At 43.8% G+C, this 20,558-nt stretch carries 17 protein-coding genes and 2 pseudogenes; 11 read left to right on the top strand and 8 right to left on the bottom strand.

The genetic code is table 11. From position 1 onward, the window contains the following. Window positions 1-174: 174 nt before the first annotated feature. Window positions 175-387 carry a hypothetical protein gene (locus LYNGBM3L_RS39375; protein WP_131827278.1) on the bottom strand — a complete coding sequence of 71 codons (213 nt, stop codon included), beginning with the start codon at window positions 385-387 and terminating at the stop codon, window positions 175-177. 141 nt (window positions 388-528) lie between these two features. Continuing rightward, window positions 529-2,244, bottom strand: a complete 1,716-nt coding sequence (locus LYNGBM3L_RS01170; RefSeq protein ID WP_008178039.1) for a VWA domain-containing protein — start codon at window positions 2,242-2,244, stop codon at window positions 529-531. Window positions 2,245-2,527: 283 nt separating this feature from the next. Between LYNGBM3L_RS01170 and upp the strand changes: the two genes are divergently transcribed. Then, complete coding sequence (gene upp / locus LYNGBM3L_RS01165; RefSeq protein ID WP_008178037.1) at window positions 2,528-3,163, top strand: uracil phosphoribosyltransferase; 636 nt, start codon at window positions 2,528-2,530, stop codon at window positions 3,161-3,163. Window positions 3,164-3,255: 92 nt separating this feature from the next. On the opposite strand, the pseudogene LYNGBM3L_RS35655 reads toward upp, so the two are convergent. Then, window positions 3,256-3,426 (bottom strand): annotated as a pseudogene (locus LYNGBM3L_RS35655) (helix-turn-helix domain-containing protein); the annotation flags it as partial. Window positions 3,427-4,279: 853 nt separating this feature from the next. Between LYNGBM3L_RS35655 and LYNGBM3L_RS45345 the strand changes: the two are divergent. From LYNGBM3L_RS45345 to LYNGBM3L_RS01140, 4 genes and pseudogenes are all read left to right on the top strand, one after another. Continuing rightward, window positions 4,280-4,546, top strand: a complete 267-nt coding sequence (locus tag LYNGBM3L_RS45345) for a hypothetical protein (RefSeq protein ID WP_008178035.1) — start codon at window positions 4,280-4,282, stop codon at window positions 4,544-4,546. A 95-nt stretch (window positions 4,547-4,641) separates the two neighbouring features. Then, window positions 4,642-5,070 (top strand): annotated as a pseudogene (locus LYNGBM3L_RS01155) (CHAT domain-containing protein). Window positions 5,071-5,313: 243 nt separating this feature from the next. Next, complete coding sequence (locus tag LYNGBM3L_RS01150) at window positions 5,314-6,573, top strand: glycosyltransferase family 4 protein (protein WP_008178032.1); 1,260 nt, start codon at window positions 5,314-5,316, stop codon at window positions 6,571-6,573. A 514-nt stretch (window positions 6,574-7,087) separates the two neighbouring features. Further along, window positions 7,088-7,453 carry a hypothetical protein gene (locus tag LYNGBM3L_RS01140; RefSeq protein WP_143764181.1) on the top strand — a complete coding sequence of 122 codons (366 nt, stop codon included), beginning with the start codon at window positions 7,088-7,090 and terminating at the stop codon, window positions 7,451-7,453. Between the two features lie 255 nt (window positions 7,454-7,708). Here the strand turns inward: LYNGBM3L_RS01140 and LYNGBM3L_RS01135 are convergent, their stop codons facing one another. The 4 genes from LYNGBM3L_RS01135 to LYNGBM3L_RS01120 form a co-directional block, all read right to left on the bottom strand. Next, complete coding sequence (locus LYNGBM3L_RS01135) at window positions 7,709-8,302, bottom strand: RNA polymerase sigma factor (RefSeq protein ID WP_008178027.1); 594 nt, start codon at window positions 8,300-8,302, stop codon at window positions 7,709-7,711. A 334-nt stretch (window positions 8,303-8,636) separates the two neighbouring features. Continuing rightward, window positions 8,637-9,032: a hypothetical protein gene (locus LYNGBM3L_RS01130; protein ID WP_008178024.1), complete on the bottom strand. Its 396-nt coding sequence runs from the start codon at window positions 9,030-9,032 to the stop codon at window positions 8,637-8,639. Window positions 9,033-9,573: 541 nt separating this feature from the next. Continuing rightward, window positions 9,574-10,560 carry a cysteine synthase A gene (locus LYNGBM3L_RS01125; protein WP_008178022.1) on the bottom strand — a complete coding sequence of 329 codons (987 nt, stop codon included), beginning with the start codon at window positions 10,558-10,560 and terminating at the stop codon, window positions 9,574-9,576. A gap of 118 nt (window positions 10,561-10,678) precedes the next feature. Beyond that, on the bottom strand, window positions 10,679-11,317 hold the full coding sequence (locus tag LYNGBM3L_RS01120) for a peroxiredoxin (RefSeq protein WP_008178020.1): 639 nt from the start codon (window positions 11,315-11,317) through the stop codon (window positions 10,679-10,681). Window positions 11,318-11,912: 595 nt separating this feature from the next. Between LYNGBM3L_RS01120 and psbU the strand changes: the two genes are divergently transcribed. Beyond that, on the top strand, window positions 11,913-12,377 hold the full coding sequence (gene psbU, locus LYNGBM3L_RS01115) for a photosystem II complex extrinsic protein PsbU (RefSeq protein WP_008178017.1): 465 nt from the start codon (window positions 11,913-11,915) through the stop codon (window positions 12,375-12,377). 77 nt (window positions 12,378-12,454) lie between these two features. On the opposite strand, the gene LYNGBM3L_RS01110 is transcribed toward psbU, so the two are convergent. Beyond that, on the bottom strand, window positions 12,455-14,389 hold the full coding sequence (locus tag LYNGBM3L_RS01110; RefSeq protein WP_008178015.1) for an ABC transporter ATP-binding protein/permease: 1,935 nt from the start codon (window positions 14,387-14,389) through the stop codon (window positions 12,455-12,457). Between the two features lie 715 nt (window positions 14,390-15,104). Between LYNGBM3L_RS01110 and LYNGBM3L_RS01105 the strand changes: the two genes are divergently transcribed. The 5 genes from LYNGBM3L_RS01105 to LYNGBM3L_RS01090 form a co-directional block, all read left to right on the top strand. Then, the gene (locus tag LYNGBM3L_RS01105) at window positions 15,105-15,359 is read left to right on the top strand and encodes a cinnamycin family lantibiotic (RefSeq protein ID WP_008178013.1); all 255 of its coding nucleotides are present in this window, start codon (window positions 15,105-15,107) and stop codon (window positions 15,357-15,359) included. 50 nt (window positions 15,360-15,409) lie between these two features. Further along, window positions 15,410-15,559, top strand: coding sequence for a hypothetical protein (locus LYNGBM3L_RS42580; RefSeq protein WP_154659639.1), 150 nt, complete (start codon window positions 15,410-15,412; stop codon window positions 15,557-15,559). A 926-nt stretch (window positions 15,560-16,485) separates the two neighbouring features. Next, entirely contained in the window at window positions 16,486-16,746 is a 261-nt protein-coding gene (locus tag LYNGBM3L_RS01100; RefSeq protein WP_044491894.1) for a cinnamycin family lantibiotic, read from the top strand. A gap of 155 nt (window positions 16,747-16,901) precedes the next feature. After that, a complete protein-coding gene (locus tag LYNGBM3L_RS01095) occupies window positions 16,902-20,135 on the top strand; it encodes a type 2 lanthipeptide synthetase LanM family protein (RefSeq protein ID WP_008178008.1) in 3,234 nt (1,077 codons plus the stop codon). Window positions 20,136-20,240: 105 nt separating this feature from the next. Beyond that, the coding region (locus LYNGBM3L_RS01090) for a Nif11-like leader peptide family natural product precursor (RefSeq protein WP_044491868.1) at window positions 20,241-20,558 on the top strand (318 nt) is incomplete at its 3' end.

The raw sequence follows: 20,558 nt of genomic DNA, 5'->3' as shown, positions 1-20,558 counted from the left end.
TGCTGAGTGTTGATCCGGTTTACCCTGATTTATCTGGTGCTTATTGCTACCGATGGAGAGCAATACTTTGGTAAACGGTGGCAACATCTGGGTGATTGGAACCATGGGCAATAAATTCTTGGAGGATAATATCGGTAGAATAAGGCGGCTGGTAAACTGAGCACAACACTTACCCTAAATCAGGATACTACAGTAGCTCGGTATAAACCGGAAAGCAACTACGAGTAGTACACCACCGACGTAAGCATTCAGCTGAGAGCTCTCAGCTAATGCGCTACTTGAGGTGCTTTTGAATAAAACAGGTACGCATTGGAATAATGCTGACCACTGAGCGCTGACCGCTGACCACTGAGCGCTGACCGCTGACCGCACCTCAAGTAGCACCATCTGTAGCGCATATGCTTACCCACCGACTAGCAAAGACATGGGATAAAACAGGGTAAGCTAAGTTTAATCATTGGCTGATCAACGATAGCTCTATAATTTAGAGCGACTCATTATCAATTAATCTGTCATAATTCATAATTTTTAAAACTCCAGTTTTAAATCTGCCATTAAGTTCAAAATAGTTGATGGATCCCCTTGACGGTAGTATCCCCAATTAAATTCAGCAATTTGTTCTAGTACTTTAGGATTAAACTCTCCTTCGTTACCGTAACCAATAGTGAAAAAGGCAATTCGATTATCGCTGGAAAAGCCACTTTTTTCCAGTTCTTGAGATAGTTGCTCAAGACGAAGCTTAGAATCAGAATCGTCGCCATCGGTCAAAATCACCACAGCATTAATGGCACGCTCTTGGTAATTCTTTTGTAACCAGTTACGGGCTTCGAGGGCAGCATCATATAACCGATTACCCCCGTCAGGGTTGAGATTAAGAATAAACGCCATAGCGCGATCGCGTTTTTGAGGGGTGCTATCTACCAATACTGGTGGACGAATCTCGGAATCAAAATCAATCAGGGCAATTTGTTCTGTTGGTCCTAAACTCTCGATGTATGCGCGCAAAGTCTTTTGAACCGCTGCTAATTTATTCCCCGACATAGAACCGGAAGAGTTTACCAACACCACCACTTGTGAGGGTTTTTTGGCAAATTCCTGCCAGGACTTGACCATTGCTGCCACTACCTCTGGTTGAGGGGAACTCAGGGAATCGTATCTGGCCTTGGAGTCAACACCAAATTGAGCAGAAAACTTGGCACCTAATGGCACTTCTGGTACACCTGGCCTTAAACCAAGTTCTGTGGCAATTTTTTGGACTTGGGGCGATCGCAAATAATCAATCACCTGTTGCCCAGCAGCCTTTTCCTGCCTACTCACCCAAGGGGCTTTGGGTAAAATTGCTCGCATATTGGAGGTAAAGGTTGCCTGGGGATACACTGCCTGATAGCGGCTTTGCCCAGCTTGCTGATGGGAATTTGCAGCAATTACTGAAGACTCGTACACTGAACCAATCGATGCCCAAAAAGAACCATTCTTTACCATGTCCTTTGCCAAGGAACTGCTAGAGACACCATAGCGAATCACTTTACTTTGTATCCCTTGGATCTGTGTCTGATAACGCTGCACATCTGCTACTGTTAATTGTTCTGGTCGTTTACCAGATACACTGGCAAATTGAACCACTAAGGTTTGTAAACCAGAATTGGAGCCAGTAGGAGCAGTGTGGACAAGGTGAATGGGCAATTGAGGGCTCTTGGGATCCAGTTCCTGGTGGGTTTTGGTATTCACCAAGGCTTTGTACAAATCCGGTTGCTGGCGTAATCCATCGGCTAATTCTGCCGATGTCATAAATACCATGGGGCTCTGGGCTAACAATGGTGCATCGGTAATCTCTCCGATGTAATCTCGCCCTGGGAAAATCTGATTGATCTGATCGATTAACTGACGATGATGGATTTCCCCATCCACCGAAACTAAGCTAGGAAATTCTGGCGCATTACGCTTAAGGCTACGGGATTTGAGTTGTTGCGCCAGGGATGTCAGACTAGTTACCACATCGCTACTACTTTTAGTGTCGCAGCTGAGAGAGAACCCCTTACCATTGGCTAATTTCGGCTGTTGTTGGTTAAATTGCTCCGCTGCTTGCTCGCAGAATTGCCCTAAAGCGCTACCGACTAAGAATTTGACCTCAAACCTTTGCTGGGTTATAAGGTTGGGTTTTCCCATGCAAGCTCCTAGAAAAAGCATACCCAACGCGGTGCTCAGGTGAGTTAGGCGCTGATAACTCAATAATTTAGTATTCATAATATAGAATTTTTAGTTGAGATGTAAACATAGGATTGATATAAAAAGGGAATAGGGAACAGGGAATAGGGAACAGCAGGAAATAGGAATATTTTTTGGTGTTATGATAAATCAGCCGGAAATGCTATATCATTATTTATGTGGCAATAATTAATGCGCTAATCACACTTTATCTAAAAATTAGCCATATACAAATTATCCACGCAACCGTTTATTTTTGAAATAGTCTCACATTCTGTTAAAGTCAAATAGGTCGCCACCAATCACTGATGATCAATCACTGATGATCAATAATGTCAAAGTAATTCACCATCCCCTTGTGCAGCATAAGTTAAGCCTGATGCGTCAGGCTGGAACGAGTACAGCCAAATTTCGTAAACTCCTTAAAGAAGTTGGGTTATTGTTGGCATACGAGGTAACAAGGGACTTGCCCCTAAAGTATGAACCAATCAATACACCAATCGCGCCGATGCTAGCTCCGATGCTGGCTTCAGAAAAGAAGATGGTGATTGTCTCGATTATGCGAGCCGGACAGGGTCTGTTAGATGGCATTCTAGAACTCATCCCATCGTCTCGTGTTGGTCATATCGGTTTGTATCGTGACCCCCATACCTTTGTGCCCATTGAATATTATTTCAAACTCCCTGATGATATGACTCAGCGAGATGTGTTGGTGGTTGATCCGATGTTAGCTACAGGTAATACTGCCATTGCTGCTGTTGACCGACTCAAGGAAGTTAGCCCGAAGTCAATTAAGTTTCTGTGCTTATTAGCAGCACAGCAAGGGCTTGACTATTTCCAACAGCACCATCCAGATGTAGTGATTTACACGGCGGCTATTGATCAAGAATTAGATCACCATGGCTATATTATTCCAGGACTTGGGGATGCAGGCGATCGCTTGTATGGTACGAAGTAATCTAATATAGCGCTACGGACAAGGCAAGAGGCAAGAGGCAAGAGGCAAGAGGCAAGAGGCAAAAGTTTACTATAGTATTATGGAAATGTCTTTTGCTCCTGATTCAACTTAGGTTTTCTGCCCCTACCTTTTTGATTATATATTCCTCTTATTTTTTGATATTCCCATCTATTTAACCAGTTATATATAGTTTTTCGATTGACTCCAAATAGTGACGTTAATTCATTGATATAAAACTTTTGATAACTCAACAATATACATTTATAGCAGTCGCCAGGGCAGTTAGGACATGACAAAAGTCTCAAACTACAGTTTGGCTTGAGTTTAACTTCTGACTTCTGACTTCTGACTTCTGCTATAGCTCTGTCTCTCACTTGCGGTGCGAGGGTGAATCTCAGTTTTTGCAATTAGGCAAAACTGAGATTCACCCTACACGATGGAGAGCAGTATCTAGTGGAAAAATACAATATTTCCGTGTCTCTAGGGTTGCAACTGCTAGATCCACAACCGTTACCGAAAAAATTGGGTTTAAAGCCCCGTCCTTATAGGAGACGCGCGCCTCAGAGTTAAGAAGCATTTATTGGGAGCAGGCTATGAGCAAAAGGGTTAAAACTTATTAATTAAGGCTTCTTAACTCTTACGGTAACTTCTAGAGACGGCTTTCTTTTTGGGAGCATCCCAATTTGGCACGTTAGCTCTTTTTAGGGGGCTGAAACCCTTGAAATATCGTTGCTTTGGGTAATATTGTTTCCAAAATGGGATGCTCCCTTCTTTTTCAGCTAAAACTTGACAGTTTTCACAGAGCGTGTTATAATAAAAACCCTTACAATAAACTAAAAAGCTAGATAAATACTATCTAAAAATAAGTAGATAACGTAAAAAATATGTATGAGATACGTATTGCGTAATTTGGTCTAACGACTACAACGTCTATGAAAAACTTAGATAAAAAAGTATCTGTCTATTCATCTAAAAAAGGTACGGTGGGGCACACCGAAACCATTATCTAGGATCTAAACGCTTGGGGAGATTTGTCCTCTACTTTTTCTGACTCCGGTTTGAAAGAGCCACGACGAGTCATAGAGCCAAGAATCCCCGCTCATAAGCGGGCGGGGAGTGTCAAGAAAAGAGAAATTTAGTATAATTGCTGGGGGATTGAGTGAAGCTCGTCAAGGCTTTAAAGCTTTACCAGGGGTGAAGCAGAAAATTGAGCAAATTGCTAAAAGCTTGAACCCAGACTCAGTCATGCTCAATCAAGAATTCACTAGCGAGAGAGTGTCTAAGAGGATATCTCCCAAGTTTTTTGATACTGAATTTTGCCCCCCTGACCCCCCAAGCGAGCAATCCCTCGCTTGGGGGGAACAAGAGTCAATTTGCTTCTAAAAGTCCCCCAGAATTGGGGGACCAACGGGGGCTTGGATGTAGCAAATGAGACTTCTCAGACAACCTCTAAGGAAATAACTACTAAAACCTCCAATGTGATACACTTAGCAACTCATGGTCAGTTTAGCTCCAAAGCTGAGGAGACCTTTATACTAACCTGGGAAAATAAAATTAATGTCAAAGAATTAGAGCAACTGCTGCGTAGTCAACAATTGTTGGGAGAAGACCAAATTGATTTACTCGTTCTTAGTGCTTGTCAAACTGCTAAAGGGGATGATCAAGCCATGTTAGGGTTAGCGGGTTTTGCGATTAAATCGGGAGCGCGTTCTACCTTAGGGACATTGTGGAAAGTGCGTGATGACTCCACTGCTATGTTCATCAACAAGTTTTACTAATACCTAAAACAGCCAGAAATTACGAAAGCAGAAGCGGTCAGGAAAGCCCAACTAGATTTGATTGGGGATACCAAGTTTAACGAACCTCTGTTTTGGGCACCTTTTATTCTGGTGGGTAATTGGTTGTAAGGGGAATAGGGAGTAGGGAGTAGAGAGTAGGGAACAGAAAGGGGTTAAGTAACGTTAATTTTTTTAAAAAAGTCAACAAAAATTATAGCGTTGATCGCACTTATGATGTAAAGTATTTGTTTTGAGGATGATTCCCTTAAAATTATAATTACTATTGCCTTATATAGCATTTACAAATAGCTCATACTTAATTCTTAATTCTTAATTCTTAATTCTTAATTCTTAATTCTTAATTCTTTCCTTATGAGCCAGTTGTTGGTTAATCTCTCGATTCTATTTTCCCAACCCACGGGTATTGCTAACTATGCCGCTAATCTTTTTCCTTATTTAAAACCTCTCGACCCTACTCTACTGATTTCTCCCACTGCGTCTAGCCGTTTCTGTAGTGCTACTACCTACACTTGCTACCCAATTCCAGGGAATTTAAGCCCTGAACAAGGCACGAAAGGACATTTTCGCCGTCTGTTGTGGACTCAGTTTCAACTGCCGCGAATTTATAAAAAATTGCGAACGCATCTTTTGTTTTCTCCAGTTCCAGAAGCTCCCCTCTTTACCAATTGCCGCTATGTGGTAATGGTTCATGATTTGATTGGGTTACGGTTTCCCCAGGGTTTCTCACCCTTAACTACCTACCAACGCTACTATATCCCCCAAGTTCTTGGTCAAGCAGAACACATCATCTGTAACTCTAGGGCTACTGCTAGAGACCTTACTGACTTCTTCGAGATTCCAGCCGCAAAAATCACCCCGATCTTACTGGCTTACGATGCCAATCACTATTATTATCAGGACTTACGCAAGTGCCCCCTAAATCCCCCAATTCTGGGGGACTTTGACATCATTACCCCCCAGAATTGGGGGGCAGGGGGGCAAAACCAACTAAATTTCGTAAGTCCTAATTATGTGGATACAGTAGATGGTGAAAAAGATCGGGAAAACCGGGAAAATTGTCCCTATTTTCTCTACATCGGACGCCCAGACCCCCACAAAAACCTCCATCGGCTGATTGAGGCTTTCGCTGGTCTAGCCAATTGCCACGACTACCAACTCTGGATTGCTGGCGCAACGGATAAACGCTACACACCATTGCTGGAAGCCCAAGCGGAACAACTGGATATATCCAGTCAGGTCAAATTCCTGGGATATGTTCCTCAGCACCAGTTACCGACCATGATTAGAAATGCGATCGCATTTGTATTCCCCAGTCTTTGGGAAGGCTTCGGTATCCCTGTATTAGAGGCAATGGCTTGCGGTACTCCTGTAATTACAGCCAATCTCTCCTCCTTACCGGAAGTAGCTGGAGATGCCGCTATATTAATCAATCCTTACAACCCTGAGGAAATCACAGCAGCTATGGCAGCAGTAGCAACCGATTCTCAAATGCGATCGCATCTTCGTATGGCAGGTCTTGCTAGAGCCAGTGAATTTAGTTGGCAAAAAACTGGGCAAGCTACGGTAGACATTCTAAGTCATATAGCAAAGGGAATAGGGAACAGGGAATAGGGAACAGGTTATCAGGTTGAAGGTTATCAGGTTGAAGGTTATCAGGTTGAAGGTTATCTGGTTGAAGGTTATCAGGTTGAAGGTTATCAGGTTGAAGGTTATCTGGTTGAAGGTTATCTGGTTGAAGGTTATCAGGTTGAAGGTTATCAGGTTATCAGGTTATCAGGTTGAAGGTTACAGGTTACAGGTTAGCTGGTTACAGGTTAGCTGGTTATTAAACCTTCAACCTTGTCAACATTCAACCTTCAACCTCTTCAACATTCAACCTTCAACCTGATTAACATTCAACCTCTTCAACATTCAACCTGATCAACCTCAACCTTCAACCTTCAACCTGATCAACCTTAAACCTTCCACCTTTACCCTTCAAGCTTCATGGTTGCTTCACAAAAAACCTCTGAGATATAAAGCTTTTGTAAAATTCCTTGGATTCTTGTCCTAATTACAGCAAAAATCTCACTAATGTAGTGAAGCCCAATCAAGACTGAAGCCCAATCAAAGTAACCAGTGTGAGATGAACAGATTTTCTATGTACACGATCTCAACAGAAAGCCCAACCCAATCAAATCTACGCCGATTGGAACTATTGCTGGAGTATTGCCAACTGGCAGCGCGTCCAACTTTGTCTGTGTCAGACAGCAACCGTATGGCTGAGATCCTCGAACTAGCTGAAGCTGACCAAATCCTTAACCTGTTGATAGATAAAGCTGATCTAGTTATAGCTAAACAATTTAGCTGGCTGAGTGACAATGATATTGATACCTATAAAAACCAAATCGCTAAGTTAGAAGAGTATTTAGAAATCTTTGTTTCCCAGAAATCACCTAAGACCAGTGAAACTCTACGTCATAAATTTGCTTGTTTCACTGGAAATCTTTAAGAATAATCTAAGCTATCAGCGTGTCGCGTATCAGCTATCAGCGATTAGCGCTACGCGCACGCTACTTGAGGAGCTATCAGCCATCAGATTATGGGCTCCAGATGGTGCTACTGGAGGTGCTTATTAATAAAATAAGCGGACGGGTAACGGCTAACGGCTGACAGCTGACGGCTGAACGCGCACCCGTGAGCTTTTAGCTGACGGCTGACAGCTGACGGCACCTCAAGTAGCGTGCGCGTAGCGCATATGCTTACTTCAGGATAAGCCATAGTCTTCGAGCATAGAGTTGTCGATATCAAAAAAATAATCTCTCAAAACTTTCCTCATACGCTGATATCGTTTTCGCAACGCTGTATTACTTGCCAAGTTCAGGCGTTCTTCAATTTCAATCCAGGACAATTCCTCCATGACTCGTAACACAAAAATATCAAAATCTAGAGGACTTACTAGTTGTCTAATATCTGACAGTATTTCCTTGACATATTGATCCGATAAATAATCGGAAGCATCATTAGAGCTAATCTGGTATTCTATAGAGCTAAATTCACGTTCTTTTTTCCAATGCTTTCCTTTCTTAGCAAAATGCTCTCTAATCACATTTAAGCAGGTTGTTCTTAGCCAAGCTGATGGATTTTCAATATGTTGTCCAGATTCAATTTTGCTAACTCCGCGAATATAGCTTTCAATAAATATGTCAAAGATATCAAATTTGTGTTCAAGATTGAACTGCTTTAGTCTAAATTCAATAAATGCAAACAATCCCGATTTATTTCTTTGGTTTAAAAGAGAATTAACAGCGGCATCAAATTGTTTACGATTAGGGGACTTTGGAGGTTTTCTAGGTTGCATCTAGTGTAGTTCCTCGGGAAAAATAAAAGCACATGATGCCCCTGACTTTCAATTGTATTTGATAAAACTTATCATCACTATTACTCACTTAGTGACGATTAAGTCTCGATTTGTGACATTGATAAGTAGGTAGGGTAAAATAAATTCATCAAGGGTATAACCATGAAACAATGAGGTTACCGAGCTGTGTTGCCAAATTGGCATAAAAAATCTTTCCATAGCGGTGTTTTAGTATGCCTCGCTACTTACATTTGTCCTTGCTGACCCTAATGACTATAGCCCTTGTGATCATCAAGGAATTACCACATCAGTAGTTGCCACATTAGTTGCCACATTAGTTGTAGGTGCCCATGGCGTGCCCTTGGGATGCTTGCTCCCAATTGCCTGTGCTTAGCTCCCAGTCAGAACTGCTGTAGACGTAAGTGATTCGGATATGGTCTAGGATTATGTAGAAGCAGGTAGATTTTAGCCAGTCTGAGGGGTCTTGAATATCTTGTCCAGATTCAATTTTGCTAACGCCACGAATACAGCCCTCAAAAAGTATCTGGCCTATATCAAGTTCCTGTTCAAGATTGAAGTACTTGAGTTGGCGTTTAATAAATGTATATACCTCAGAGTTTTCTTTTTGTTTCCAGCTAGAATCAACTACTGCATCAAATTTTTGACGATTAGGGGATTTTAGGAGGTCTTGGGTTTGCATCTGGTGTACTTCCTCTAGAAAAATCAACATACGAAGTTCAGGCTTCTTACTTCAGTTTTTCTTGAAGAAGCCTCATCATTATTCTTAATAAATAATGAGAATTAAGTCTTGATTTGTGACACTGATCTAGTTTGATCGGTCAGCTAACCCGCGACGCCCATGCTACACTTTCTGCAAACAGCTATCAGCCCCTAGGCCCCAGAGAGCGAAGGAGTAATGGTTCAAGTTATAACCAAAAGCTCAGTTGACTTGAGGTGTCTTTCCAAAGTGAAAAGCCTTGGCACCAGTGTGTGTAGGTGTCTTTTTAGGGACATCCGTGGTGCCTAGGTTGCTCAAGGTGCTGACAGAGCAAGGCTTGATATTGATCTATATCAATTACAATACCAAGTTTGCTGGCATCTGTGACAGTACTCGAAAGGGTACTTTTATTTGTTTTTATTTGTGTTAAGCTTAAAGATTAGTTAGTAATAAGTGTCAAGGATTTCTGTCTGCTCCCTGTTCCCCGTTTCCCGTTGCCATTGGCTGAATACTTACAAAGATGACTAGATTAATGACCCTTCAGCCTTTTTCCTCAAGAGCTGCAATCACCCACAGAAAGTCCTTTAGATACCAACCATTCCTGATTGAATAGCCGTGACTGATAACGACCACCGCCATCACAAAGTACAGTCACAATTGTATGACCAGGTCCCATTTGTTTAGCCAGAGCAACAGCAGCTCCGACATTAATCCCGACAGACCCTCCCATAAATAATCCATCCCGGCTCAGCAGCTGGTAAACTACCCGGAGACATTCGTGGTCATCAATTTGAATGGCATCATCAATGGGAGCCCCTTCCATATTCCCAGTAATACGGCTGTTACCGATACCTTCTGTAATAGAGTTACCTTCCGGTTTAATTTCACCGGTCTTGACATAACTGTATAAACCACTGCCCATGGGGTCAGCCACCACACATTGAAGGTTAGGATTTTTTTCTTTCAAATACATCGCTACCCCTGCATAGGTTCCACCTGTCCCAGTTGCTGAGACCCAAGCATCAATTTTCCCGTCAGTTTGCTGCCACAGTTCTGGCCCAGTAGTTTCATAATGAGCCTGTCGGTTTGCCAAATTATCAAACTGATTCGCCCAGATGGCATTATCCATCTCTTGGGCAATGCGTCCAGAAAGCTTTACATAATTATTCGGGTCTTTGTAGGGTACTGCTGGCACTGGGCGAACTTCAGCTCCCAGGGTTCTGAGGGTATCCATTTTTTCTTGGGATTGAGTTTCCGGGATAATAATCAGGCACTTGTATCCCTTAGCATTACAGATATGGGCTAGACCAATGCCCGTATTGCCAGCGGTTCCTTCAACAACTGTACCCCCAGGCTTTAGTAAGCCTTTTTCTTCTGCATCTTTAATAATATAGAGGGCAGCTCGGTCTTTTACAGAACCTCCTGGATTGAGAAACTCGGCTTTCCCTAGAATTTCACAACCCGTCTCTTCGCTAAAGCTGTTTAAGCGAATAAGTGGTGTATTACCAACTGTATCAACAAAACCTGCTTTGATATCCATTTAAATCAAGTTTAAATTACAAATTCTAAATTCTAAATTCTAAATTCTAAATTCTAAATTCTAAAGAATGAAGGATGAAGTATCCTTAATCCTTCATCCTTCAGACTAGATAATTATTTCACTTGTTCGGTTGGGGTGTCATCCGCAGATAGGGCTTAATTTCCTCATATCCTTTGGGAAACCGTTCCTTCAACTCTTCTGGATCTTTGATGGAGGGTACAATAACACAGTCACCCCCGTCTGTCCAGTTAACGGGAGTAGCAACTTTATAGTCATCGGTCAACTGTAGGGAGTCAATCACTCGCAGGATTTCGTCAAAGTTACGACCGGTGCTAGCAGGGTAGGTTAACACTAACCGCAATTTCTTCTGTGGGTCGATGACGAAAACAGAGCGTACGGTTAGGGTATTGTCAGCGTTGGGGTGGATCATATCGTAAAGGTCAGACACCTTTTTATCTGGATCCGCCAAAATCGGGTAGTTGACCGTTGTTGTCTGGGTTTCGTTGATATCTCCAATCCAGCCTTTGTGGGAGTCAACATCATCCACGCTCAAGGCTAGCACTTTAACATTGCGCTTCTCAAATTCGGGCTTGAGTTTAGCAACCATACCTAACTCGGTAGTGCAAACTGGGGTGTAGTCGGCTGGGTGAGAAAACAGCACCACCCAGCTATCTCCTGCCCATTCATACAAATTAATCTCCCCTTCGCTGGAATTCTGAGTAAAGTCGGGTACGGTATCCCCCAATCGTAGAGTCATGGCTAAATCCTGTTGCTATTTGTTCTTGTCAGGATAGTTATCGTGCCACAAAACTCAAGTTTATCGGTCAGCTTTTAGATCTATTTTAGGATTGGCTTAGGAATTCTTTATTCAGCGGTCAGCGGTCAGCGGTCAGGGGTCAGCGGTCAGGGGTCAGCGGTCAGGGGTCAGCGGTCAGGGGTCAGCGGTCAGGGGTCAGGGGTCAGGGGTCAGCGGTCAGGGGTCAGGGGTCAGGGGTCAGGGGTCAGCGGTCAGCGGTCAGCCTTGGCCTTGGCCTTGGCCGTTGGCCACGCTACGCGAATGGCCACGCTGCGCGAACAGTAGCACTATCTGTAGCCCATAAGCTGATAGCTGATAACTGATAGCTGATAGCTGATAGCTGATAGCTGATAGCTGATAGCTGATAGCTGATAGCTAGTAGCTTACGAAGCAACATTTGTCAAGTAACTATGGTGGGAACTCTTCGTCTTCTGGAAAAAGTTGAGGTCTTGTGTCTGGACTTCGATAATATGAGATGATAGGAAACAAAAATTAAACTAAACCCACAGAGATTAATTTCTCTTAGTGCTGTGTTGTGTAAGTAAGGAGTTTTATGATGAGAAAATTGCGTCATCTGGCAGTGTTATGCCTTCTAGTGCTTAGCTTGGGCTGCTTAGGCTTATCCCAAAGTGCGATCGCTTCCCCTATGTCTTCAGCAGACACATTTTCTTTAAATAACTTAACGTTGCCCTCATCTACCGCTTTAATCGCTCGTTCCCGGAGCAATGAGGCTGATCGCAAGTTATCCACCGAGTTTGGTGAGAAGATTGACCTGAACAATACTCATGTGCGAAAGTTTCGCCACTATCGCGGATTCTATCCAAACTTGGCTAGTAAGATTATTCAAGAAGGTAAAATACATCCCTACAAGTCAGTAGAAGATGTTCTGAAAATTCCGGGACTAAGCGAACGCCAGAAGAAACTGTTACAAGCGCAAATTGATGAAGGTACTTTTACCGCGACTCCTCGGTCAGAGGTTTATAATGCGGGCGACGATCGCTATAATCCTGGCGTATACTAACAACGCCATTGGTGGTTAACTTTAAATTTCCTGTCTAACCCACTCTTACAAGAGTGGGTTAATTGTAACTAATCAATCTAGGACTTACAGAGCTGCCAGCTAGAATCACTCGATAGTTCCAGAACTTGCTGATGGTACTTCAGCAGACTCTCTCGGTGACCAACACTGATAAACGTGGTTTCGGTTTGCTGTAGTTGCTGATAGAGATGCCGCTCGTTTTGCTGATCCAATGCACTGGTTGCTTCATCCAAGAAGGCATAGCGAGGTTGATTGAGCAAGAGTCTGGCAAAGGCTAGACGCTGTTGTTCTCCTAGGGACAGAACACTGCTCCAATCTAATTGGACCTCCAAACTGCCCACCTTGGCCAGCAGCTCAGAAAGGTTAACCCGGTGCAGCACGGACTCCAATTCCTCCAAGGAACTGTCGCGGCTGGCATTTGGGTAAAGCAGCTGTTCTCGCAAGGATCCTGGAATCATGTAAGGACGTTGAGGCAAAAATAAGATGTCTTCCACGGCAGGTCGCATGATGCAGCCTGTTCCTGTGTTCCACAACCCAGCGATCGCTCTTAGCAAAGAACTCTTGCCACAGCCACTCGCCCCCATAATTAGTGTCCCCTCACCCGGTTCCACTGACAACGAGAGATCTTTGATCAAGGTCTGTTGGCTGTTAGGAGTTTGCAAGGTAATCTCTTTGAGGGCAAAGCAGTTGTCCTCTACTGTCTTAATAATCTTAGCAGCATTCTGTTGTGCCGTCGGCGCTTCCAAAACCTCCGCCAGGCTAGCTAAGCGATTAACCACCGCAGCAAGAGCACTAAGGGTATCAAACCGACGTACAATCACTGCCAGTGCCCCCGAAAGCTGAAAGCACAATATACTTGCTTGAGTAACTGTCCCTAACTCAACTTGACCACTAAAATACAATGATCCTACAGTCAAGTAAGGTATGATAAAGATAGAATTTTGATACGCTATGGTTAAGAATTCTATATTCCGCTCCCAGCCGATAATCAGATTTAGATTCTGCATCAGTTGAATAAATCGCTGCTTCACTAAACTCAATTCTTGATTTTCTCCACGAGAGAAGGCGATTGATTCAGCATTGTCGCGGATGCGAACCAAACTGTACCGGAAGTTGGCTTCGTATTCGAGTTTTTCTCCGTTAAGATCAACTAACCATTTACTCAAAAAAATCACGCTGACGTTGACGAACAGGGAATAGACTACCATAGCAGTCAACAGCAGTTTAGAAATCGTCCAAAGAACGATTCCGTAAGCAATTAGATTAACAACTTGATTTAGTATAGCAACCCAAAAATCCAAGATGGTTTTAGTAAAGGATTCAACTTCTTTGGAGATGCGCTGGTCTGGGTTATCGATATCCAGATTAGTCTTGAGTTCGTAATAGGCTCTATTGTATAGATACTGATCGAGGAAATATTTGGTTAACCATTGTTGCCAGTCGAGACAAAGTCTCTTTTTGATGTAGTTGGAAAAAACCATTAAGGGCACAATGGCCAATAGGGAACTGCTGTAGAGTAAGAGCAGGGTCAGGTAGTTTGACGCCTGGTGTCGAGCCATGACCGTGATCAAGTCCCGATTCAAGTAGCTGCTTAAGACATTCACCCCAGTACTTGATAGCAGTAACAACACTATCACTATTGACATCAACCATGGTTGCCAATTATCTTGTAACTGTTGCCTGTAGTAGGCAAAAGCAGCAATCGTAGCTAGGAAAAGTAAAGCAATGACATAGATAGCTGGCGACTTATTGATCATGGCAACAGAGTCCACTAAACCGGGAGCAACACTATTAATTATTTCTGGAAAATAGTGCTGTCCTCCTAAGCTAATGAGGCTGACAATAGTAAAAGAAATTATTAAAAGGAATACTATTAGCAACAGCAATAGCCCTAGAAAAGTTCCTCTTTGATCCGATACTGGTATCCAGTAAGGCTGGACAAGCCCTAACAATCTTTGCCCAAACTTACCGTCAAATCTGTGGTTTTCACTCATATATCTAGAAATTCCCAGTTGTCAAAGCGGTGCAAGTGTCAATAATCATTCTGCTTATTTATTAAGCACAGGTGCAATCGGTGTATAGCCTGTAGGGTTTCACCCCCAATTTCTGATGTTTACAGGATTTACGCGCCCCCGTTGGTCCCCCTCGGGGGACTTTGACATCATTACCCCCCAGAATTGGGGGGCTAGGGCGTGTCTTCAAACTCGGAGATCCCCCTAAATCCCCCTTAAAAAAGGGGGAATTTGAGTATGGCTCCCCCCTTTTTCAAGGGGGGCTGGGGGGGATCATAATCTTGCGGAAAACTTTGAAAACACGCCCTAGGGGGGCGAAATCAACTTAACCGCGTAAGTCCTGGTTTATTTTGCTTATCTGCTTACCAAGTCACCATACAGCTATAGCATTTCTATTTGATTTGTGAACAGAATCCCTTAAGGAAAGGCAAGAGGAATCCCCCCTAACCCCCAGCCCTTAAGGGGGGCGGGCAAGAGGCAAGAGTTTATTAAGTATATAGGGATGTTTGTCAATAAAAAACTGTATTTTTTGTTACATAAAAACTAAACTATATATGCATTTTAAAAGACTTCAGATAAAAGTTAAGAAATGTCAAAAAGTGAACCATAGGAGTAATGATATATACACTAATAAGTGTATGCTCAAATAGCATATAGTAAATCTTACTACCCATCAGGGGCACAAAGGAGTAATATAATGTCAAATGCTACTCTAGAAAAGGTACTGCACCAGGCATGTATTGACGCTGAGTTCCGTAGCGAAGTTCAAAATAACCCAGAAGCTTTTGGACTCTCAGCTACCACTTCCCTGCCTGAATCTGTCGAGAAGCAGGATCATGCTGTCATCGAGTTGTTAAATGCTTCCTTAGGGGAGTTTGATATCGTTGCTCAGTGTCAACCCAGCTGCGACTTGGGTGCTCTAACCATAGTTTGTGATGGAGTAACCAAGTAGGTTGTGACCGTTTATAATCTAATCGGCTAGGTACCTGTCTAGGAGCTGGCATGACATCGAATTTTTTAAGATTAGATGTGATGCCAGCCCCCGTTGTTAACTGTTTATTAGTCGGGGTTATGGTTGAGGATTATGTGGTGGAGGAACTGGCTTGCCGAGCTAGTAATTTGGCTGAGCGAACTCTCATTGTTGCTGGCTAAAGGCCAGGGTAAAGCTAGGTGTAGCAACCAGCTTGAACCATTGGATAGCTGGAACATCAAAAAACTGACTGGCAAGTTTGCTGTGCAGGTGCTTAAGGATTCCTAACTTACAGTTTTTGCAAGTAAATACCAGGGATTATAGCGCTACGGGCAAGTCTCAAGTGAGAAGTCAGAAGTCAAAAGTAACCATTGATTAGGTTTCGGAGTTTAGAAATGTCCTAATCTGGGAGCAGGTCAAATTTGCAGAACAAATGATTGATCTACTTGACAAAACACCAAAAATTCTGTTATTGAGCCGGTCTTAGTTGCAGAACAGATCAACTATGTACCATTAGAGCTTGGCTTTTCGGGGCTATAGTAATGGTAAAAATATTCGGCATTTCTGACATGCTCCCCCTATTACCTATTACCCATTACCTATTACCCATTACCTATTACCCATTACCCAGATAAGCGTACAAATGTTAGGCATTTGTGACATGCTCCCGTCCTAATCTTAGAGGTTGTCTGAGAAGTTTCATTTGTTACATCCAAGCCCCCTAAATCCCCCGAGCGAGCAATCCCTCGCTCGGGGTACTTTTAGAAGCAAATTGACTCTTCCCCCAAAGTTGGGGGGCTAGGGGGGCAAAATTCAGTATAAAAAAACTTTTCAGATATCCTCTTAATGCGTAGTGCTATATCTGGGAATAGTTGTCCTATTGATAGCAGCTCTTAGGGAAAGGCAAAGGGATGTTTGTCAATAAAAAACTGTATTTTTTGTTACAGAAAAACTAAACTATATATGAATTTTAAAAGACTTCAGATAAAAGTTAAGAAATGTCAAAAAGTGAACCATAGGATGAAAATTATGTATACACTAATAAATGTCTGCTAAACGAGCAGATGGTAAATCTTACTGCCCATCAGGGGCACAAAGGAGCAATATTATGTCAACTGCTACCCTAGAAAAGGTACTGCACCAGGCATCTATTGACGCTGAGTTCCGTAGCGAAGTTCAAAATAACCCAGAAGCTTTTGGACTATCAGCTACTACTTCCCTGCCTGAATCTGTTGAGAAGGAAGATCATGCTTTCATCGAGTTGTTAAATGCTTCCTTAGGGGAGTTTGATATTGTTGCTCAGGATTGTGAATCCACCTGCAGCTTCGGTATTGTAACCCTCATTTGTGATGGAACAACCAAAAGCTAGTGATGGAACGACCAAGTAGGTTGTGACCGTTTCTAATCCAATAGGCTAGGTACCTGTCTAGGAGCTGGCATGACATCGGATTTTTTAAGATTTAGATGTGATGCCAGCCCCCGTTGTTAACTGTTTATTAGTATTGCTTGGTAACTGTTGGGGTTATGGTTGACGATTCTGTGCTGGAGGAACTGGCTTGCCGAGCTAGTAATTTGGCTGAGCGAACTCTCATTGTTGAACGACTGGCTAAAGGCCAGGGTAAAGCTAGGTGTACCAACGAGCTTGAACCGTTGGATAGCTGGAACATCAAAAAACTAACTGGCAAGTTGGCTGTGCAGTTGCTTAAGGATTCCTATGAGCAACAAGGAAAAGTCAGTCAATCGATTATTGAAGACCTACGAAAACTATTAACGGACTATAAATTATACGAACGAAACTGGGGGGAATTGTCGGAAGCAGACCGATTGGAGTTCGTAAAACCTCACCGTCAGTGGCTAGAAACCTACCGCGCTGCGATCGCGACCTTGGATTTACCAAAAGGGGATTTTGTAGGGAGTTCCTGGTACGAACCCGATATCTACCACGGTAAATTGGCGATAGCCTGCGAACCCTTTCTACGGCTGTTGCACCAGAGATTGCAACCTTTATGTGATCAGCTTCAGGTGATCTCAAAGCAAGTCGTCAGTGACCTTCAAATTAACCTGCTTAATCGCTTTGAGCTGGCCTTAACCTGGACGGTTGAAGCCAATATTAATGTCTATTGTCTTCAGAATAAGATCGCCAAATCAGCCGATGATCCAGAGGCTTATCTGGCCTACCTGGAACAGACGTTTCAAGACGGTTGGAGTTATCACCGCTTTTATTTTCAGTTTCCTGTACTAGCACGTTGGTTGGCTCAGGTAACTGGTTTCTTGTGTGATTTTGGTGAGGAAGTGATTCAGCGTTTGGCTAGGGATCGCGAGCAAATCAGCGGGAGGTTCTTCTCGGGGAAACCCATAACCCAAGTCAAATCCTTTAAGTTAGGCAACTCGGATTACCATGCTGGCGGCAAGAGCGTAGTGATCGTGGAACTGGAGCTGATTAACTCTGAGCCAGCAACAATTGTTTATAAGCCTCGCTGTATTCAATCTGAAGCAGCGATGCAAGGGCTGCTAGAAACCTTGACTAGGGATAAGGTGGTTGAGTTTGCCAGCTATGGAGTGCTCTGTCGAGATGGCTATGGTTATGCAGAGTTTATTGCTTCTGGTAAAAACCATGTCCAAAGTCAAGCTTCTGCTGAGGGATTTTATCAGCAACTAGGGGGATTTCTCAGCATTTTCTACATCCTAGGGGGATGCGATCTGCATTTTGAAAACGTCCTAGTTGCTGATGGGAATGGGTTTATTTGCGACTGCGAAACGGTTTTGGAAGTGTTGCCCCTTGGCATAGACAAAATGCCCGGTACAGTACTCGATTCAGTTTTCAAGACGGGTTTGCTGGAATGGCCAGACCCGGGGGATAAAAATGAAATGAAATTGAGCGGGTCTAGGGGCGGCGACTCCTACGAAGTACCCCATCAAGTTCCTAAAGTGAACAAGGGCCGGATGTCATTAGCCCTGGGTGTTGAATATCAATCGGGAATTCGGGTCGAATTCGAAGCAACCAATCGCATCTATTACCAAGGTCAGCTCGTACAGCCACAGGAGTACAAAGATGCCATTGTTGAGGGATTTAACCGAGTTTATAACTGGTTTCGAGAAAACCCCACTAAAGCCGCAACCTCCCTCCAAGACTTATTTTCTCCCTCATCAGTGCGCTTCATTAATTGGGGAACCCAAGCCTATGGCAAGTTGCTCCTTGCTGCTCGCCATCCCAAATGTCTTGCCGAACCCCTAGAAGTGGATTTGCTGTTCAACACCTTAAAAGAGCATCAACGAAAGTGGGACAATCAAGGGAAACTGGCTGAGCTAGAACTAGCATCCCTGTGGCAATTGGATATCCCCATCTTCTCAGCTAAGGCAACTGGCCCTCTAGATTTAATCCACAATTACCAACAATCCCTGCCAGATGCGATCGCGATTTCCCCATTGGACAATGCAGTCAAACGCATTGAAAAATTATCTGAGGAGAACCGAATCCGGCAGAACCAGTACATCTACAGTAGCCTATCCACAGACGAACTGAATAGTCCCTACTTTATCGCTTCAGCGGTTAATTACGCCCAGCAAATTGGTTGGCAGTTGTGGGAATTACTTGAACCCGATGCGAGTAAGGCTCCATGGCAAACCTCCGACTATACAGCTACTGGAAAACGTGTGGTAGATGTCGGGCCAGATATTTACTCGGGTTCAGCGGGGATTTGCCTATTTTTGGCTTATCTTGATGCCCTTCACCCCCAGCCAGAATTTCGTCAAGCAGCAGAGCGAGCCTTCAAGCACGCCATGGAGCACCCTAGTTCACCCTTCGTTGGGGCGTACCAGGGAACAGCTGGATTGATTTACCTGTTAACCCACCTGGCTCAGCTATGGGACAGACCAGAATTGCTGGAGCGGGCAGTAGAGTTGACTCACGAACTAATGCCACGGATTCCTCAGGACAAATACTTTGACCTTTTGCTCGGAGTCACGGGGGTGATTCCTGTCATGGTGGGGTTGGCAAACACCACTTCTGGCCAAGGGAGAGATAGTGCCATAGATTGTGCTGTGCAGTCTGCTCAATATTTGCTCCAAGGGGCAACTCGCCAGGGGGACACCCTAAGTTGGGAGGGTGGGCGACCGGATCTAAACCAGCAGAATCCCACCGGTTTTTCCCATGGTTCGAGTGGTTCAGGGTGGGCACTAATTTTGCTGGGGTGTGATCTTGACAAGCAAGAGTACATTCAGGCTGGTCGTCAATGCTTTGCCTATGAAGCGACTCACTTTGATCGGGAGCAGAAGGATTGGTATGACCTGCGCAAATCGGTCATGGTAGCTGACAGAAACGAACCCCATTTTGCCAATGCTTGGTGCAATGGGTCGGCGGGAATTGGTTTGAGCCGTATTGCCAGTTGGGCAGCTTTAGGGAAAAATGACGAAGATATTCTGCGGGAGGCTTACGCAGCTCTCAATGCTACTTTGCGGAATTTTGACAAGCTCGGTAATGATTCCCTATGTCATGGCAGATCTGGCAATGCTGAGCTATTGCTGCGGTTTTCTCAACTGAGGGACACACCTTATTTGCAGATGGAGGCTAACGTCCAAGCTCAAGCCCAATGGCGTCGGTTTGAGAAAGCTCGTACGTGGCTCTGTGGTTCTACGACTAAGGATCTCTTTCCCGATCTGATGCTTGGGATCGCTGGAATCGGAATGCACTTTTTGCGGCTAGCCTATCCGGAGCGAGTCCCTTCCCCTCTGATGCTCGATCCGCCTCCATCAGCATAAGCCGATAGACCTAGATTGAGGGGAAAGCTTGTGTCGGTGAAGGTAGACTCTGGGATTATTATTGTCGTGGTTGTAATTTTGTTGGTTTAATTGGTTGAAAAAGCTATGTCAAAAGAAGCGGTGGAGAAGTTTTATGAAGCTCTTGAAAATACAGAAGCATTGAGACAGCAAGTTAAGGTAATCACAACGGAAGAAGAGCTGGTTAAACTTGGTGCCAATCACGGTTATTGTTTTACCAAAAAAGATATAGCAGCAGCAAATGCTTCTTATGTTCCCAAGAGTGACAAACCTCTGATTTCCATTGATTGTTCTGAGTCTGCTTCTGATAAAGGGTTCCCCCACGCTTATCACTACGAGTTTAAGTTTTCCGAGATTCCAGGGTTTGAGAAAATTGCTGAGGAGGTCGGAAAGCTCAAAATCAAG

It is taken from the genome of Moorena producens 3L (assembly GCF_000211815.1).
GTDB lineage: Bacteria > Cyanobacteriota > Cyanobacteriia > Cyanobacteriales > Coleofasciculaceae > Moorena > Moorena producens.
Note: the sequence above shows the minus strand (reverse complement) of the source record. Positions and strands in the feature narration are given on the sequence as shown.